Source organism: Microbacterium sp. 69-10 (assembly GCF_001897945.1).
Lineage (GTDB): Bacteria > Actinomycetota > Actinomycetes > Actinomycetales > Microbacteriaceae > Microbacterium.
Genome location: NZ_MKRT01000028.1, coordinates 238,888 through 256,172, shown reverse-complemented (window position 1 = coordinate 256,172; position 17,285 = coordinate 238,888). Strand labels below are relative to the sequence as shown.

At 70.2% G+C, this 17,285-nt stretch carries 19 protein-coding genes; 14 read left to right on the top strand and 5 right to left on the bottom strand.

Annotated features, from left to right (window positions below):
• The first annotated feature begins 184 nt into the window (after nt 1-184).
• The 6 genes from leuC (at nt 185) to BGN97_RS15795 (ending at nt 6,553) form a co-directional block, all read left to right on the top strand.
• On the top strand, nt 185-1,603 hold the full coding sequence (gene leuC / locus BGN97_RS15820) for a 3-isopropylmalate dehydratase large subunit (protein WP_292703539.1): 1,419 nt from the start codon (nt 185-187) through the stop codon (nt 1,601-1,603).
• A 5-nt stretch (nt 1,604-1,608) separates the two neighbouring features.
• A complete protein-coding gene (gene leuD, locus BGN97_RS15815; protein ID WP_292703536.1) occupies nt 1,609-2,205 on the top strand; it encodes a 3-isopropylmalate dehydratase small subunit in 597 nt (198 codons plus the stop codon).
• Between the two features lie 109 nt (nt 2,206-2,314).
• A complete protein-coding gene (gene murA, locus BGN97_RS15810) occupies nt 2,315-3,679 on the top strand; it encodes a UDP-N-acetylglucosamine 1-carboxyvinyltransferase (RefSeq protein ID WP_292703533.1) in 1,365 nt (454 codons plus the stop codon).
• Between the two features lie 4 nt (nt 3,680-3,683).
• A complete protein-coding gene (locus tag BGN97_RS15805) occupies nt 3,684-4,433 on the top strand; it encodes a lysophospholipid acyltransferase family protein (RefSeq protein ID WP_292703530.1) in 750 nt (249 codons plus the stop codon).
• Complete coding sequence (locus BGN97_RS15800) at nt 4,423-5,565, top strand: NAD(P)H-dependent glycerol-3-phosphate dehydrogenase (RefSeq protein WP_285632722.1); 1,143 nt, start codon at nt 4,423-4,425, stop codon at nt 5,563-5,565. Before BGN97_RS15805 ends, BGN97_RS15800 begins: the two co-directional genes overlap by 11 nt.
• The gene (locus BGN97_RS15795) at nt 5,465-6,553 is read left to right on the top strand and encodes a D-alanine--D-alanine ligase family protein (RefSeq protein ID WP_292703528.1); all 1,089 of its coding nucleotides are present in this window, start codon (nt 5,465-5,467) and stop codon (nt 6,551-6,553) included. Before BGN97_RS15800 ends, BGN97_RS15795 begins: the two co-directional genes overlap by 101 nt.
• 3 nt (nt 6,554-6,556) lie before the next feature.
• Here the strand turns inward: BGN97_RS15795 and BGN97_RS15790 are convergent, their stop codons facing one another.
• Nucleotides 6,557-7,030: a DUF3515 family protein gene (locus BGN97_RS15790; RefSeq protein ID WP_292703525.1), complete on the bottom strand. Its 474-nt coding sequence runs from the start codon at nt 7,028-7,030 to the stop codon at nt 6,557-6,559.
• A gap of 23 nt (nt 7,031-7,053) precedes the next feature.
• Here BGN97_RS15790 and thiL point away from each other — a divergent pair, with 23 nt between their 5' ends.
• Nucleotides 7,054-8,064 carry a thiamine-phosphate kinase gene (gene thiL / locus BGN97_RS15785; RefSeq protein ID WP_292703522.1) on the top strand — a complete coding sequence of 337 codons (1,011 nt, stop codon included), beginning with the start codon at nt 7,054-7,056 and terminating at the stop codon, nt 8,062-8,064.
• Nucleotides 8,065-8,137: 73 nt separating this feature from the next.
• Here the strand turns inward: thiL and rsmD are convergent, their stop codons facing one another.
• Nucleotides 8,138-8,701, bottom strand: a complete 564-nt coding sequence (gene rsmD / locus BGN97_RS15780) for a 16S rRNA (guanine(966)-N(2))-methyltransferase RsmD (protein ID WP_292703519.1) — start codon at nt 8,699-8,701, stop codon at nt 8,138-8,140.
• Between the two features lie 63 nt (nt 8,702-8,764).
• Between rsmD and BGN97_RS15775 the strand changes: the two genes are divergently transcribed.
• From BGN97_RS15775 to mutM, 6 genes are all read left to right on the top strand, one after another.
• Nucleotides 8,765-10,936: an ATP-dependent DNA helicase RecG gene (locus tag BGN97_RS15775; RefSeq protein WP_292703516.1), complete on the top strand. Its 2,172-nt coding sequence runs from the start codon at nt 8,765-8,767 to the stop codon at nt 10,934-10,936.
• A gap of 25 nt (nt 10,937-10,961) precedes the next feature.
• Nucleotides 10,962-11,459 (top strand): pantetheine-phosphate adenylyltransferase, encoded by a 498-nt coding sequence (gene coaD, locus BGN97_RS15770; RefSeq protein ID WP_292703513.1) that lies wholly within the window; start codon nt 10,962-10,964, stop codon nt 11,457-11,459.
• Between the two features lie 123 nt (nt 11,460-11,582).
• Entirely contained in the window at nt 11,583-12,077 is a 495-nt protein-coding gene (locus tag BGN97_RS15765) for a DUF177 domain-containing protein (protein ID WP_292703632.1), read from the top strand.
• Nucleotides 12,078-12,079: 2 nt separating this feature from the next.
• Nucleotides 12,080-12,289, top strand: coding sequence for a 50S ribosomal protein L32 (gene rpmF / locus BGN97_RS15760; RefSeq protein ID WP_029263535.1), 210 nt, complete (start codon nt 12,080-12,082; stop codon nt 12,287-12,289).
• A 10-nt stretch (nt 12,290-12,299) separates the two neighbouring features.
• Nucleotides 12,300-13,010 carry a ribonuclease III gene (gene rnc, locus BGN97_RS15755; protein WP_292703508.1) on the top strand — a complete coding sequence of 237 codons (711 nt, stop codon included), beginning with the start codon at nt 12,300-12,302 and terminating at the stop codon, nt 13,008-13,010.
• A gap of 8 nt (nt 13,011-13,018) precedes the next feature.
• The gene (gene mutM / locus BGN97_RS15750; protein ID WP_292703506.1) at nt 13,019-13,912 is read left to right on the top strand and encodes a bifunctional DNA-formamidopyrimidine glycosylase/DNA-(apurinic or apyrimidinic site) lyase; all 894 of its coding nucleotides are present in this window, start codon (nt 13,019-13,021) and stop codon (nt 13,910-13,912) included.
• 9 nt (nt 13,913-13,921) lie between these two features.
• Here the strand turns inward: mutM and BGN97_RS15745 are convergent, their stop codons facing one another.
• Nucleotides 13,922-15,082, bottom strand: a complete 1,161-nt coding sequence (locus BGN97_RS15745; protein WP_292703504.1) for a hypothetical protein — start codon at nt 15,080-15,082, stop codon at nt 13,922-13,924.
• A gap of 84 nt (nt 15,083-15,166) precedes the next feature.
• On the opposite strand from BGN97_RS15745, the gene BGN97_RS15740 reads away from it, so the two are divergent.
• Nucleotides 15,167-15,871, top strand: a complete 705-nt coding sequence (locus tag BGN97_RS15740) for an SDR family oxidoreductase (protein ID WP_292703502.1) — start codon at nt 15,167-15,169, stop codon at nt 15,869-15,871.
• Here the strand turns inward: BGN97_RS15740 and BGN97_RS15735 are convergent.
• Together BGN97_RS15735 and BGN97_RS15730 are read right to left on the bottom strand one after the other, a co-directional pair.
• Complete coding sequence (locus BGN97_RS15735) at nt 15,860-16,381, bottom strand: GNAT family N-acetyltransferase (RefSeq protein ID WP_292703499.1); 522 nt, start codon at nt 16,379-16,381, stop codon at nt 15,860-15,862. The genes BGN97_RS15740 and BGN97_RS15735 overlap by 12 nt on opposite strands.
• A 16-nt stretch (nt 16,382-16,397) precedes the next feature.
• Nucleotides 16,398-17,285, bottom strand: an 888-nt coding sequence (locus BGN97_RS15730) for a permease (protein ID WP_292703494.1), incomplete at its 5' end; no start/stop codon positions are given.

Genomic DNA, 17,285 nt, shown 5'->3' with positions numbered 1-17,285 from the left:
CGAGCTGAGCGCGGATCGTCACACAACGCGGCATCGGGCGGAGCACCCGATGCCGCGTTGTAGACTTGCCGGCATGCGGCGTGTGGTTCTCCTCCTTAGCAGCCGCGGCGGGACCTCGATCTAGGCCTTCCTCGCCGCGGAGTCCATCATGGGCCGACTCATCGAGCCACAAGGAACACACCGCATGACAAGCACCGCACCCCGCACCCTCGCAGAGAAGGTCTGGGACGACCATCTCGTCGTCAAGGGCGAGAACGGCGAGCCCGACCTGATCTACATCGATCTGCACCTGATCCACGAGGTCACCAGCCCGCAGGCCTTCGATGGACTGCGCGCCGAGGGCCGTCCGCTGCGCCGGGTCGACCTGACCATCGGCACCGAGGACCACAACACGCCGACGCTGAACATCGACAAGCCGATCGCCGACCTCACCAGCCGCACGCAGATCGAGACCCTGCGCCGCAACGCCGAGGAGTTCGGCGTCCGCCTGCATTCGCTGGGCGATGCCGAGCAGGGCATCGTGCACGTCGTCGGTCCGCAGCTCGGGCTGACCATGCCCGGCATCACGGTCGTCTGCGGCGATTCGCACACGTCCACACACGGCGCGTTCGGCGCGATGGCGTTCGGCATCGGCACCAGCGAGGTCGAGCACGTGATGGCCACGCAGACGCTGCCGCTCAAGCCGTTCAAGACCATGGCGATCAACGTCGAGGGCGAGCTCCGCCCCGGCGTCACGGCCAAGGACATCATCCTCGCCGTGATCGCGAAGATCGGTACCGGCGGGGGACAGGGCTACGTGCTCGAATACCGCGGCAGCGCGATCCGCTCGCTCTCCATGGAGGGCCGGATGACGATCTGCAACATGTCGATCGAGGCGGGCGCCCGGGCCGGCATGGTCGCACCGGACGAGACCACCTTCGCCTACGTGAAGGACAAGCCGCACGCCCCGCAGGGACAGGACTGGGAGGACGCCGTCGCGTACTGGCGCACGCTCCCCTCCGACCCGGATGCCGTGTTCGACGCCGAGGTGGACATCGACGCCTCCGCCCTCGAGCCGTTCGTCACATGGGGCACCAACCCCGGTCAGGGCAGCTCGCTGTCTGCGTCTGTCCCCGACCCCGCCGCGATCGCGGACCCCAACGAGCGCGCCGCGGCCGAGCGGGCGCTGCAGTACATGGACCTGACCCCCGGCACGCCGCTGAAGGACGTCAAGGTCGATGCCGTGTTCATGGGCTCGTGCACCAACAGCCGCATCGAGGACCTGCGCGCCTTCGCGTCGGTCATCGAGGGTAAGAAGAAGGCCGACGGCGTGCGCGTCATGGTCGTCCCCGGCTCCGCTCGGGTGCGGCTCGAGGCCGAGGCCGAGGGCATCGACAAGATCGTCGAGGCGTTCGGCGCCGAATGGCGCTTCGCCGGATGCTCGATGTGCCTGGGTATGAACCCCGATCAGCTGGCGCCGGGTGAGCGCTGCGCGTCCACCTCGAACCGCAACTTCGAGGGGCGGCAGGGCAAGGGCGGACGCACGCACCTGGTCTCGCCGCTGGTCGCGGCCGCCACCGCCATCCGCGGCACCCTGTCCAGCCCGAGCGACCTGGAGGCCTGATCACCATGGAGAAGTTCACCACCCACACCGGCGTCGCCGCGCCCCTGAAGCGCTCCAACGTCGACACCGACCAGATCATCCCGGCCGTCTTCCTCAAGCGCGTCACCAAGACCGGCTTCGACGACGCCCTCTTCCACGAGTGGCGCAAGGACCCGGAGTTCGTGCTGAACCAGGCACCGTTCCAGAACGCGTCCGTCCTGGTCGCCGGACCCGACTTCGGCACAGGATCCAGCCGCGAGCACGCGGTCTGGGCGCTGCGCGACTACGGCTTCCGGGTCGTGCTCAGCCCCCGCTTCGCCGACATCTTCCGAGGGAACTCGGGCAAGCAGGGCCTGCTGGCGGCGACCGTCGACGAGGCCGACATCGAGCGCATCTGGGCGCTGATCGATGAGGAGCCCGGTCGCGGGATCACCGTCGACCTCGAGGCGCGCACCGCCGCGATCGGGGACTTCCAGGCCGCCATCGGGATCGACGATTACACTAGATGGCGGCTCCTCGAAGGGCTCGATGACATCGGGCTCACGCTGCGCAACGAAGACAAGATCGCGCAGTTCGAGGCCCGCCGCGAGTCGTGGCGGCCACGTACGCTCCCTGTTCGATAGGACGAGGCGCGCGGTGGGCCGGGGGTCAAGAGCCCCCACGGCACCAGCCGTGATTGGATGAGAGGCTCGCGGCCACCGCCGCGCCTGTCCTGACGAAGAAGAGGCCCGAATGACGACACCGCTCCGCGATGCAGCAGTTGACGAGGCTCCGGTTCCCGCCGGATCCGTGCTCGCGATCCGCGGAGGCAGGCCGTTGCGCGGCCGTGTCGACGTGAAGGGCGCGAAGAACCTCGCCACCAAGGCGATGGTCGCCGCCCTCCTGGGGGAGACCACCAGCATCCTGCGGGATGTGCCCGACCTCAGCGACGTGGCGGTCGTCCGCTCGCTGCTCGAGGTGCACGGCGTCCGCGTCACCGAGGGCGACGAGCCCGGTTCGCTCGTGCTGGACCCGAGCCTGGTCGAGTCCGCCCACTACGAGGAGATCGACGCTCACGCCGGCGCCTCCCGCATCCCGATCCTGTTCTGCGGCCCGCTGCTGCACCGTCTCGGTCAGGCGTTCATCCCCGACCTCGGCGGATGCCGCATCGGCGACCGCCCGATCGACTTCCACCTCGACGCGCTGCGCAAGTTCGGCGCGATCGTGGAGAAGCAGCCCAGCGGCATCCGCCTGTCGGCCCCCAACGGGCTCAAGGGCGCGAACATCCACCTCCCGTACCCGAGCGTCGGCGCCACCGAGCAGGTGCTGCTGACGGCCGTGCGCGCACAGGGGCAGACCGAGCTGCGCAACGCGGCCATCGAGCCGGAGATCATGGACCTGATCGCCGTGCTGCAGAAGATGGGCGCGATCATCTCCTACGAGCCGAACCGCGTCATCCTCATCGAGGGCGTGGAGACGCTGCGGGGTTACGACCACCGTGCGATCTTCGACCGCAACGAAGCCGCGTCCTGGGCATGCGCCGCGCTGGCCACCGACGGCGAGATCTTCGTCGCCGGAGCCCGCCAGCAGGAGATGCTGACGTTCCTGAACGTGTTCCGCAAGGCGGGCGGCTGGTTCGACGTGCAGGAGGACGGCATCCTCTTCCGTCGCGAGGGCGCGCTCAAGCCCGTCGTCGTCGAGACCGACGTGCACCCCGGCTTCATGACCGACTGGCAGCAGCCGCTGATCGTCGCGCTCACGCAGGCGCAGGGTCGCTCGATCGTGCACGAGACCGTGTACGAGAACCGGTTCGGGTTCACGCAGGCCCTGGTCAAGATGGGCGCCGACATCGTCGTGCACCCGCACGGCCTGCAGGACGGCCCCCGTCGCGTGCCCCGCCGCGAGCTGGAGCAGGCCGCCGTGATCACCGGCCCGACGCCGCTGCACGGCGCCGACATCGTGGTGCCCGACCTGCGCGGCGGGTACAGCCACGTGATCGCGGCGCTGACCGCCGAGGGCGAGTCCGTCGTCTCCGGTGTCGACATCCTCAGCCGCGGCTACGAGAAGTTCCTCGACAAGCTGCAGGCCCTGGGCGCCGACTTCGACGTCGTCCGGTGAACTGATGGCTGCTTCCGAGCGGAGCCGCCCGAGCCTCTTCTGGGTGCTCGCGGTGCTCGTCATCCCGCCGATGTCCCTGCTGGCGAAGATCCGCGTCACCGGGGCGGAGAAGCTGCCCCGCCAGGGTGCCTTCGTGCTCGCCCCGAACCATTACTCGGAGCTGGACCCGCTGATCGTGGCCATGTCCGTGTACCGTCTCGGGCGGCTGCCCCGCTTCATGGCGAAGGAGAGCCTGTTCCGGGTGCCGGTGGTCGGCTGGCTGCTCAAGCGCACCGGCATGATCCCGGTGTCGCGCAGCGCGTCGGCCGCCGCGGCGAAGCAGACCCTCAAGCAGTCCGCCGAGCTGGTCGAGCACGGCCGCGGCGTCATCGTCTACCCGGAGGGCACGCTGACCCGCGATCCCGACCTGTGGCCGATGCGCGGAAAGTCCGGCGCGGTGCGCCTGGCGCTCTCCGGAGACCTCCCGCTGATCCCGATGGCGCAGTGGGGCACGCAGGAGATCATGGGCCGCTACCAGAAGGGCCTCAGCCTCTGGCCGCTGCGCAAGCCGGTGAACGTGCTGATCGGCGATCCGGTCGACCTCTCCGATCTGCGCGGGCGTGCACCCGAGCCCGCCGTGCTGAACGAGGCGACCGCGCGCCTGATGGCCGCCATCACCGCGCTCCTCGAGCAGCTCCGCGACGAGAAGGCGCCTGCCACGCGCTGGAACCCCACCGACCACGGACAGAAGGAGACGGGGCGTCTTGACTCCTAGACGAGAGCCGTCCGGCACGGGAACCCGCACGGCGATCGTCGGCGCGGGCAGCTGGGGCACCACCTTCGGCAAGATCCTCGCCGACGGCGGCGCTCAAGTGACCATGTGGGCGCGTCGCCCCGAACTCGCGCAGGAGATCGACGAGGCCAAGCGCAACTCCCGGTACCTGCCCGGTATCAACCTGCCGCGCAGCATGCGCGCGACCGCCGACATCGAGCGCGCGCTCGACGGCGTGCAGCAGGTGTACCTGTCGGTGCCCAGCCAGACGCTGCGCGAGAACCTGCGTGCCTTCCGCCCGCTGCTCGCCGCCGGCGACTTCCCTGTGGTCAGCCTGATGAAGGGCGTCGAGCGCGGCACAGGCCTGCGGATGAGCCAGGTCATCGAGCAGGAGCTCGGCATCGACCCGATGCGCATCGCCGTGGCATCCGGACCGAACCTGGCCCTGGAGATCGCCCGCGAGCAGCCCACGGCGGCCGTGATCTCCTCGCGCAGCCAGGAGACGGCGGATGCCGTGGCTCGCACGGCCCGCAACCGCTACTTCCGCTCCTTCGTGAACACCGACGTGATCGGCACGGAGTTCGGCGGTGTGCTGAAGAACCTCATCGCCGTGGCGATCGGCATCGTCGACGGCGTCGGCTACGGCGAGAACACCAAGGCCTCGATCATCACGCGCGGACTCGTGGAGATGACCGATTTCGCGGTCGCCAACGGCGCGCAGCCCGAGACGCTGCAGGGGCTGGCAGGCCTCGGCGATCTGATCGCCACCTGCCAGTCGCCGCTCAGCCGCAACAACACCGCGGGCCGCCTGCTGGGCCAGGGATACGGCATCCAGGACGTGATCAAGCAGATGAACCAGACCGCCGAGGGTCTGGCATCCGTCGCTCCGATCCTGCAGCTCGCGCATGAGGCCGATGTGTACATGCCCATCGTGGAGCAGGTGAAGATGGTGCTCGACGGGAAGATGAACCCGCGCGACATCGCACCGCACCTGACCACCGACGACGACACTCCCCAGGAGGAGAGGACCAACTATGGACAGGCAGACGGTGGTGGTGCTCTTCGGCGGGCGTTCCAGCGAGCATTCGATCAGTTCCGCAACGGCGGGCGGGGTGCTGGCGGCGATCGACCGTGACCGCTACGCGGTGATCCCCGTCGGGATCACCCGCGAGGGCGCGTTCGTCCTCGAGCAGGACGACCCGGGCAAGTTCGCGCTGGACGCCGCGAACATGCCCGAGGTCGTCGACAACGGCACGCGGATGCGGTGGCCGGAGCCGGGCGGGGACCGCACTCTGCGCGTCGTCGCCCCCGACGGGTCGACCGTCGACCTCGGCGAGATCGACGTGGTGCTCCCGCTCCTGCACGGACTGCACGGCGAGGACGGCGCCATCCAGGGCTTCTTCGACGTGCTGGAGGTGCCCTACGCCGGCGGTGGCATCCTCGATTCCGCGGTGTGCCTGGACAAGCACTTCACCAAGCTCGCGCTCTCGGCGGCCGGCATCTCGGTGGCGCCGGGCATCACCGTGCGCAGTGCCGAGTGGGATGCCGACCCGGAGAGCGTCCGCGAGCGCGTGCGCGCGCTGGGGGAGACCGTGTTCGTCAAGCCGGCCAGTGCCGGATCGAGCGTCGGGGTCTCCCGCGTCGACGGCGGCGACGGACTGGACGAGGCGTTCCGGATCGCGTTCGACGAGGACGAGAAGGTGCTCGTCGAGACACGCGTGACCGGCCGCGAGATCGAGGTCGGCGTCCTAGCCGGACGCGACGGCGAGCGGGCGCGGGCGTCGCTGCCGGGCGAGGTCGTGCTGACCTCCCGCAGCTTCTACGACTTCGAGGGCAAGTACCTCGGCGGCGAGGGAGTGGAGATCGTCTGCCCCGCGCAGGTCGACGACGAGCTGATCGGACGCCTTCAGGAGACCGCGGTGCGCGCGTTCGAGGCGGTGGACGGCAAGGGCCTGGCCCGCGTCGACTTCTTCGTGACCCCCGACGGGCAGCTCGTGATCAACGAGCTGAACACCATGCCCGGATTCACGCCGTTCTCCATGTTCCCGAAGTGCTGGATGGCATCCGGCATGACCTACGGCGAGCTGATCACCGAGCTGATCGAGGCGGGGCTCCGGAAGTAGGGACTACTTCGGGAGCTCGGCCGGTGCGGTGCACTGGCCGGTCGCCTTGATCGTGCGGATGCCGCTGACCAGACCGGTGTTGGAGAGCACCTCGTTGGCGCCCACCAGCTTCGTGTCGACGAACACCTGGACGGCGGGGTTCCGTCCGTAGGTGGTCATGCGCATCTTCGGCGCCTGGGAGTCGTCGACGAGCCAGTCGATGCCGTCCAGGGTCACGCACTGCAGAGTGGCGGTGGGCCCTGGGACCTCCACGCCGCAGGCGACGATGACGGCCGTCGGGTCGCCGTAGGCGGCCGTGGCCTGGGCATCCGTCCAGCGCCTGCCGAGCTCGCCGACCGCGTCGGGGAGGCGCACCGTCACCTCCGCGCAGGCGGGGTTGTTCGAGTCGGGTTCGGGCTTGAGCGCGACCGTGCTCGAGCAGGCGGTGAGCACGAGGAGGGTCAGCACTCCGGCGACCGGGACGAGACGACGAAGCATGTTTCCAGGCTACCGTTGACGGCATGGCATCCGATCCCGACGACGACCCGCGCATCGGCGACATCTCGGAGGGGACGGTGCTCCGCGCGATCCTCGCCCGCACGTCGACGGCATCGCACGCGATCCTCGGGCCGGGCGATGACGCCGCGGTGATCTCCGCGCCCTCGGCGTCCGTCGTCGCGACCACCGACACGCTGGTCGACGGCCCGGACTTCCGCACGGCCTGGTCGAGCGGCTACGACCTGGGGTGGAAGGCTGCGGCCGTGAACCTGGCCGACGTCGCGGCGATGGGTGCGACTCCCACGGCGCTGCTGGTCGCGCTGGCGGTGCCCCGTGATGCGCGGCTCTCGTTCGTCTCGGCCATGGCCGATGGATTCCGGGAGGCCTGCGATGCGCTCGCGCCCGGCTGCGCCGTGGTCGGCGGCGACCTCACCGTCTCGGAGCTGCTGATGATCGCCGTGACGGCTCTCGGCGATCTGGGCGGACGTCGGGCGGTGACGCGGGCCGGAGCGCGTCCGGGCGATGTCGTTGCGCTGGCCGGTGAGCTGGGAGCCGCGGCGGCAGGGCTGGAGACGCTGTTCGGCCGGTTCCGCGACGGCGAGACGCCGATCGTGGTGGATGCGGATGCCCTGGACGACACCGCGCGGGTGGGGCTCGAACGTCAGCTGCGACCGCGGCCGCCCGTGCGGCTCGGCGTGGTCGCCGCGGATGCCGGTGCGACAGCGATGATGGACGTCTCGGACGGTCTGGCGCTGGACGCCGGCCGGATGGCCGACGCCTCCGGGGTCACGATCGACTTCTCCGGCGACGCGATCGGGGAACTCGCGTTCGCGGGCGACCGGGCGCGAGCGCTGGCCGGGGGAGAGGACCACGGTCTGCTGGCGGTCTTCCCCGCGACCGCCCCGCTTCCGGAGGGCTTCCGCGGGCTCGGGAGGGTGACCGCGCGCGGTGCGGACGGCGTACTGCTCGATGGCGCCCCCATCGCCCACACGGGCTGGGACCCCTACCGCGACTGGGACGGCGTCGTCGGCTGATCCCGCATCAGAGCCCTGGTCCCTGCGCCCGGGCCCACGCGCCCCGGAGCGGGGCGTGGGGATCGAAGGGCGCTCATGCCGGCTGCGCCCACCACACCGCCGTGTCGCCGTACGCCTTCTCTCGGACGAGCTCGAGCCCTGCGGCATCCAGGTCCGGGGCGGTGGAGCGCTTGGCGCGCTCGATCACGACGATGGCCTCCGACGACAGCAGCGGGGCCAGCGAGAGCAGGTCGGCGGTCATCGCGGAGTCGTCCAGGTCGTAGGGCGGATCCGTGAAGACGAGGTCGTAGGTCCCTGTCGCCCGTCCGAGGAACGCGTGCACGGCGCTCTGGTGCACCTTGACCGCGTTCGGCCCGCCGACCGCCTTGGCGACCGCCGCCGTGTTCCGCCCGATGACCGTCGCAGCGGGGCGCGAGCGCTCGACCAGATCGACGGATGCCGCGCCACGGCTCCATGCCTCGAGTCCCAGGGCGCCGCTGCCGGCGTAGAGGTCGAGGACGCGCGCGCCCTCGATGGCGTCCATCGCCTCCAGTGCGCCGAAGACCGACTCGCGCACGCGATCGCTGGTCGGCCGAGTGCCGGCATCCGGCACGTCGATTCTGATGCCCCGGGCGGCACCGGCGATGATCCTGGTCACCCGTTCACGATATCGGGCGGCCGGGCGTCGGCCGGGGTCCGTGGTGCTCCCTAGACTCGGAGCATGTCCTTCACCCTCGAGACGCCGCTGGCCGAGGCCGTCGGCGCGTCCACGGCGAAGACCCTCGAGCGCGCCTTCGGGATGGGCACCGTCGGCGAACTTCTCGGGCATTACCCGCGTCGCTACGCGGACCGCGGAGAGCTCACCCCGATCCTCGAGCTGCCCGTGGGCGAGACCGTCACGATCGTCGCCGAGGTGCTCTCGACACGGCCGCGGCAGATGCGCAACCGTCGAGGGGCGATGCTCGAGGTGATCATCGGCGACGGCGTCGGCCAGATGTCGCTGACGTTCTTCGCGAAGAACCTCGGCCAGGCCGAATGGCGCGCGAAAGAGCTCCGGGTGGGGCGCCGCGGCATCTTCTCCGGCAAGGTCTCCCAGTTCCGCGACACGGTGCAGTTCGCGCATCCCGACTACCAGCTCTTCGAGGACAGCGAGGCCGCGTACCGTCAGGCCGACGCGCTGCAGGACGTGCCGATTCCGATCTACCCGGCCACCTCCGCGATGCAGAGCTGGCAGATCGCCAAGGTGATCGTCGCCGTCCTCGATCAGCTCGGTGAGGTGCCCGATCCGCTTCCCGAGGACCTGCGTCGCCGCGAGGGACTGCTGACCGCGGCGGAGGCGCTGCAGAGCATCCACCGCCCGCACCGCCGCGCCGACGTCGATCCCGCCGTCCGAACGCTGCGGATGCATGAGGCGCTCGTGCTGCAGACGGCGCTCCTGCAGCAGCGCAACCTTGTCCGGTCGCTGATCGCGCAGCCGCGCCCGGCGCATGCGGGCGGTCTGCTCGAGCAGTTCGACGCGAAGCTCCCGTACACGCTCACGGCGGATCAGCAGCGCGTCGGTGCCGAGATCGCCGACGATCTGCTGCTCGAGCGCCCCATGAACCGGCTGATCCAGGGCGAGGTCGGTTCCGGCAAGACGCTGGTGGCGCTGCGGGCGATGCTGCAGGTGGCGGAATCCGGGGGACAGGCGGCCCTGATCGCGCCGACGGAGGTGCTCGCCGCCCAGCACCTCCGGTCGATCACGAAGATGCTCGGGCCCGATCTGGCCCCCCAGGTCATCCCCACCCTCCTGACCGGGCAGATGTCCGCGCCCGAGCGGCGCAAGGCCGCCCTGCGAGTGGCATCCGGCCAGTCGCTCCTGGTGATCGGCACGCACGCGCTGCTCTCGGAGAAGACCACCTTCGCCGACCTCGCGCTCGTGGTCGTCGACGAGCAGCACCGCTTCGGCGTCGAGCAGCGTGAGATGCTGCGCGCCAAGGGCACCGCCCCACACGCGATCGTGCTCACGGCCACACCGATCCCGCGCACCGTCGCGATGACGGTGTTCGGCGACCTCGACACCTCGGTGATCCGCTCGATGCCGGCCGGCAGGGCGGGCATCAGCACGTTCGTCGCACCGCTCGCCGAGCACCCGGAGTGGTTCCAGCGGGTATGGGAGCGGTCGGCGGAGGAGATCGCGCTGGGCCGACAGGTCTTCACGGTGTGCGCGGCGATCGACACCGCGGAGGACTCGGTCGAGTCCGACGATGCGCCACCACCCGACGTCGAGGGCAAGGGTCCTCGCTGGGGCGTCGTGCAGCTCGAGCAGCTCCTGGCCACGCATCCGCGGCTCGGCGGCGTGCGCCGAGCGATCCTGCACGGCAAGATGCCCGCCGACGAGAAGGACGCCACGATGCGGGCGTTCGCGCGCGGGGAGATCGACCTGCTCGTCGCGACGACTGTGATCGAGGTCGGGGTCGACGTGCCGAACGCCTCGACGATGGTCATCATGGATGCCGACAGATTCGGCGTCTCCCAGCTGCACCAGCTGCGCGGTCGTGTCGGCCGTGGGGAGTTCCCGGGTCTGTGCCTGCTCGTCACCGAGGCCGAGGGCGGCTCGATCGCGCGTGAGCGGGTGGAGGCGGTGGCGGCGACCCTCGACGGCTTCGAACTGGCCGAGGTCGACCTGGAGCTGCGCGGCGAGGGCGACGTGCTCGGCGCGGCGCAGGCCGGCGCGAAGTCGTCCCTGCGCCTGCTGAGGGTGGTGAAGGATGCCGGACTCATCGCGCACGCCCGCGACATCGCCGCCGACATCCTGAAGGACGATCCGATGCTCGTGAAGCACCCCGGACTGCGCGTGGCGATCGCGGGACGCGTCAGCGAGGCCGACCGCGCGGCTCTCAGCAAGAACTGAGGGTCCGGGGGCCTAGGCTGAGAGCGTGAACAGTCGGATCGCCGTCGTCCCCGGTTCCTTCGACCCGCCCACGCTCGGTCACCTCGATGTGATCCGCCGCGCGGCGCGTCTGTACGAGGAGCTGCACGTGCTCGTGGTGCACAACCCGGGCAAGGCGGCCATGCTGCCGATCGCGCAGCGCCTGAGCCTGCTGGAGCAGTCGATCGCCGAGGCCGGCGTCGAGGGGCACATCGTCGTCGGCTCGTGGAGCATGGGCCTCCTGGTCGACTACGCGCGCGACGTGGATGCGGGGGTGCTGGTCAAGGGCATCCGCTCCCAGGTCGACGTCGCCTACGAGTCGCCGATGGCGATCGTGAACCGGCACCTCGCCGACATCGAGACGGTGTTCCTGCTGCCGGACCCCGCGCACGCCCTCGTCTCGAGCTCCCTCGTTCGGCAGGTGGCCTCGCTCGGCGGGGACGTCTCGCCGTTCGTGCCCCCGGCCGTGGCCGCGTTCCTCGACACGGGTGCACGCGGCATCTGAGTCCCCCGGCCCGAGCGCATCGGGCCCTCACAGCATCCGAGCCGGTAGAATCGTCGGGTGAAGACCCGAGTCAACGGACCTTTCGTCCTGCCCGTCCGCGACATCACCCGCAAGCCGGGGGAGATGCGCGAGCACCGCTTCTCGGTGACCCTCGCAGACAAGTGGGGAGAGGGCATCGTGGCCGTCGAGGCCGGCGAGAGCATCGACCTCGACGTGCGTCTGGAGTCGGTCCACGAGGGCATTCTGGTCTCCGGAACGGCCGATTCCGACTACGTCGGAGTGTGCGGTCGCTGCCTCACCGACATCACGGCGCCTGTCGAAGTCGAGTTCCAGGAGCTTTTCGCGTATCCTGGTGAGGAAGAAACTGACTTCGAAGTTCAAGACGACCACGTGGATCTTGAAACTCTGGTCAGGGACGCGATCGTATTGTCGCTTCCATTTCAGCCGGTGTGTCAGCCGGATTGCCCGGGTCTCGACCCGAGCACGGGCGAGAAGCTGACCGTGAGCACCGACGCAGAGAGCACCGCTCCCATCGATCCTCGATGGAGCGCGCTCCGCCAGATCACAGACCAGGACGCCCCGGCAGGGAGCCGCGGCGCCGAGAAAGAAGAGAGCTAGTCATGGCCGGTAACCCCCCGAAGCGCAAGGTCTCCCGTTCGAACACCCGCAGCCGTCGTGCGCAGTGGAAGGCGGCTCCCGTCGCCCTGGTGAAGACCGTCGAGAACGGTCAGGTCGTCTACAGCCGCCCGCACCAGGCGAAGGTCGTCACCGACTCGCAGGGCACCGAGCTGTTCCTCGAGTACAAGGGCCGCAAGGTCGCCGACGTCTGATCAGGCGATCATGGCGGAGGATTCCGCGGGAGCACAGGCTCTCATCGAGAAGCTCGGCGTCGATATCGACGCCGAGCTTCTTGAGCGGGCACTGACGCATCGTTCGTACGCGTACGAGCACGGCGGGATCCCGCACAACGAACGACTGGAGTTCCTCGGGGACTCCGTGTTGGGCATCGCCGTGACGGTGATGCTCTTCACGACGCACCCGGACCTCGACGAGGGCGAGCTCGCCAAGCGGCGCGCCAGCGTCGTATCGACCGTCGCGCTGGCCGAAGTGGCCCGTGCCATCGGGCTGGGCGCGCACCTTCGGCTGGGACGCGGCGAGGAGCAGACCGGCGGCCGCGACAAGGATTCGATCCTCGCGGACACCATGGAGGCCGTCTTCGGTGCGACGTACCTGTCCGCCGGGGCCAAGGCCGCCGAGGCGCTCGTGCTGCGACTGACCGAGCCGCTGCTCGCCGACCCCGAGCGCTACGGCGCCGCGATGGATCCGAAGACGAGCCTGCAGGAGCTGGCCGCCCGTCTGGGGCGGACGCCACCGGGATACTCCGTGGTGTCGTCCGGACCCGACCACAACCGCGTCTTCACGGCGACAGTCACGGTCGGCGAGCTCGCCAGCACCGGGCAGGGCACCAGCAAGAAGACCGCCGAGATGGCCGCGGCGCTCACCGCCTGGCGGGAGCTGAGCCTGCGCTCCACCGAGTCCGGCGCCGCCTGAACCCCGCCGTGCCCGAGCTTCCTGAGGTCGAGGTCGTCCGCTCCGGGCTGGCGCCGGCGGTCGTCGGCGCGCGCGTCACCGCGGTGGACGTGCTCGACGAGCGCGCCCTGACCCGGCATCCGCTGGGCGCCGTCGACTTCGTCGGGCGTCTCGAGGGGCGCGTGGTGACCGCCGCGGCGCGCCGCGGCAAGTTCCTCTGGCTCCCGCTCGAGGGGGAAGCGGATGCCGTGGTCGCGCACCTCGGCATGAGTGGCCAGATGCTGCTCCGGGCGCCGGACGCCGCGACCGAGCGCCACGAGCGCGTGCGACTGCACATCGAGCACCCGCAGCACGGGCGCCTCGCGGTCGTGTTCGCGGATCAGCGCACCTTCGGCTCGCTGGCGATCGACGGCCTCGTGCCCACCGGCGACGAGGCGGCCGGCGGGTTCGGAACGGACAGCGCGCTCGTGCCGTCCCAGGTCGTGCACATCGCACGCGACGCCCTCGATCCCGCTTTCGACGATGCCCGCTTCACAGCATCCGTGCGCCGCCGGGCCAGCGCCATCAAGCGCGCGCTGCTGGACCAGACGCTGGTCAGCGGGATCGGCAACATCTACGCGGACGAGTCGCTGTGGGCGGCCCGGATCCATCCCGAGACCGAGGGCCGTGCCCTCTCAGCGCAGGCCGTACGCCGTCTCATGGCCGAGGTGCGACTGGTGCTGCAGAAGGCTCTGGCCGAGGGCGGCACCAGCTTCGACGCCCAGTACGTGAACGTGAACGGCCAGGCCGGCTACTTCGCGCACAGTCTGAACGCGTACGGGCGCGGGGGAGAGGCCTGCCCGCGCTGCGGTGGACTGATCCGACGGGCGGCGTTCATGAACCGCTCGAGCCATTTCTGCCCGCGCTGTCAGCGCCGGCGCTGACAGTCCTGATCAGCCCGGCATCGGGGCGTGGATCGTCTTCGCCCATTCCCGGATCGCCTGCCGCTCGGAGTCGTTGCAGACGTAGCCGTAGCCGAGCGTGGCATCTCCGACGGAGAGGGAGTACAGGCCGAGGTAGGTGAGCGCGTAGCAGTCCGACATGACCTCGCCGCTTCCCTGGAAGAGCCCGGCGTTCTTGAGCTTCATCGCCGGGCCCACTTCGCCGTCGGAGGTGGTCTCCACATCGACGTTCTGGTGGAGGTGCGCCAGCTCGTGCAGAGTGGTGAGGCGGGCGGCCTGGTCGCCGCCGAGTCTCTTCTCCCGCGGGAGGATGTGCACGATCAGCTGGTCCGGGTTGCTCGTCGTGCATCCTACCGTCGTGCTCTCCGGATCGTCCGACGTGCGGCACGCCGAGTCCGCGTTCCACTGGATGTCGATGAAGCCGTTCCCCGCGCTGTCGACGAGCTGCTCCTCGCCGGTCCCGGACGCATTCGCGCGGCGCCCTTCCGCCGCGGTGATGAGCCGCTGCAGATCCGAGCGGTACTGACCCGCCCGCTCGGCGAGGGTCCGTGCCTGCGCCTGTCTGACCTTCTCGAGGGCCGTGCTCGCCTTGAGCGCTTCCACGTCGGCCTGGAGCCGCTGGAACCTGGCGGGCTGCGTGACCAGGGGCGCGACCGGGTTGCCATCGAGCTGGGCGGCGAGCTTCTCGTACTCCGCGCTCTCGGTGCGGATGACGGCGAGCTGCTCCTCGACCGTCGAGGCGGTGGGGGGGCCACGGTCCGACCCGCCACCCCCTGCGGTGGAAGCGCCCAGCCCGCCGATCACGACGGCGGCGATCACGACGCCCGCGACGAGGGTCACGCACCCGCAGCCGGCGAAGATCCAGCCGAGCCCCTTGCGGCGCGGCGCGACCGGCGGCGCGACGGGACCACTTCCGTACGGTGCGCCCGCGTAGGGCGGGACGCCGGACGCAGGAGGAACAGCGATCTGCACCTGCGCGTGGCCGGGGTTCACGTCTGCGATCCACTGGCGCAGCTCGGGGTAGGTGCTCGGGTTGGTGACGATGACCGCGTGCAGATCGTGACGTCGCGCAGCGATGTCGGCGAGGCGCTGAGGGGGAGTGGCGGGGTCCGCGGCGGCGAGGAGATCGAGGTCGTCAGGGGCTCCGGTCATGTCCGCAAGCCTAACCACAGGCGCCGGGCGGCTCGGGCGCGCCCCACGCGCCGGTCGCGAGATGCACTGTGCCAGGCTGGGAGGATGACCACGACCAGCACAGCCCTCGTCACCGGTGCGACCAGTGGGATCGGGCGTGCGATCGCCGCCGCCCTCGCGACGACGCACCATGTTCACCTGATCGGCCGCAACCGCGGAGCGCTCGACGAACTCGCGGCGGCGCTGCCCTCGTCCGATGTGCACGTGGCCGATCTCGCCGACGGCGCGCAGATCGCCGGAATCGCAGGTGAGATCGACCGGCTCGACGTGCTCGTGCACAGCGGAGGAGTGCTGCACATGGGCTCGACCGAGGACCTCGACCCCGCGCAGTGGCGGGAGAGCCTCGAGGTCAACGTGCTCGCGCCGGTGGAGCTGACGCGCGTGCTGCTCCCGGCACTGCGGCGCGCGTCGGGGCAGGTGATCCTGATCAACTCCGGTCTCGGCCACCGCTCGATCGCCGGTTCCGGGGCCTACAGCGCGAGCAAGTTCGCCCTGCGGGCCTTCGCCGATGCGCTGCGACAGGAGGAGGCGGAGAACGGCGTTCGCGTCACCTCCATCCACCCCGGTCGCGTGGCCACGCCGATGCAGGAGCAGCTCCGTGCCTGGGAGGGGCTCCCGTACGACGGTGACGCCTGGATCCGACCGGAGCAGGTGGCGGATGCCGTGCTCACCGCGGTGAACCTCGACCGCAACGCGGTGATCGGGACCCTCGACATCAGCCCGACGCCGAGGCCCCGATCAGACCGCTGACGGCCGGTCGACCGCGAAGGCCAGGTGCGGCATGTCGATGCCGCGATAGTTCTTCACGAACCGGCCGCGAACAGTCATGCCCAGCCGGATCGCGACGTTCATCGAGGTGATGTTGGTGTCGCGGATCTGGGCGTACACGCGGTCGGCACCGAGCGACTCGAAGGCATGATCGCGCACGCCCGCGGCCGCCTCGGTCGCGTACCCCCGGTGCCAGTGCGCCCGGTTGAAGAGATAACCGACCTCGAGCACGTCCTCGTCGAGGATGTGCTGCACCGTGAGCCCGCACTGTCCGATCATCTCGCCGGTCTCGCGCAGGACCACGGCCCACAGGGCGTACCCGTCGTCGCGGTACCGATCCAGTGTCCGCTGCAGCCAGGTCCGCACCATGTCCTCGTCGAACGCGCCCTCGTAGGCGGTCATCGTGACCGGGTCCTGCAGGATCGCGCGCAGCGCGGGCAGATCCTCCTCGGTCATCTCGCGGAGGTCGAGCCGTGGTGTGCGCAGGATCATCCTTCGATCCTGCCACTCACGCCGGAGCGAACGCGCGGCGCAGCAGCGGCCTGGTGGCGAGCGTGCTGAGCCACACCGTGAGGATGCCCGCAGCGAGCACGGCCATGATCGTCACGAGCGAGACGGGCGCGACGATCAGCGTGATCCCCAGCAGCGGGAACACGACGACGCCGGCGCACAACGCGGATCCCAGGGCGGTGAACAGCAGGGGCGACATGATCGCACGGCGCCGTGCCGCGTCGACCGTCTCGGCGGGGACGCCGAGCTGATGCAGGCTGCGGTGCAGCGGACGCTGGTCCAGCACATCAGACGCCTGGGTCACCCCCACGGATGCCGCGACCATGATGAACGACGCCACCAGCGTGATGATCAGGCCGGTGCGCATGTCCTCGACCAGCGCGAGGTTCGAGTCCCCGGCATCCGATGAGCTCATGACGTTCATCAGCGAGACGCCGGTGCCGGCGAACACGGCCATGAAGCTCGCCATCGCGATTCCGCCGACCTGGCGCCATGCCGCCTTCGGATCATCGAGCACAGTGCGTGCGGCGAGGAGGCGCTCAGGGGTCTGCGCCCGCTTGAGCCGGCTGCGGGAGAACACGGCGAGCGCCCACGGACCCACGAGGTTGAGCACCGCGAGCGTGCCGGCGAAGATTCCCGCGAGCACCACCGTGATCGTCACGGCGCCGGTGAGGGCCGGGATCGCCTGGGCGGTGAGGAATGCGGCCGCCACCACGAGCACCGCGACGACGCCGCGCACCCAGTGCACCCGAGTGACCTGAGCACGCATGCGCACGCCCAGCGGTGAGACGATCACACGCCGGAGTCCGAGGATCGCGCTGACCGCGGCGAGCAGCACCGCGCCGGCGCAGACGACGGCGATCATGGCGGGCGAGAGCAGCACGGC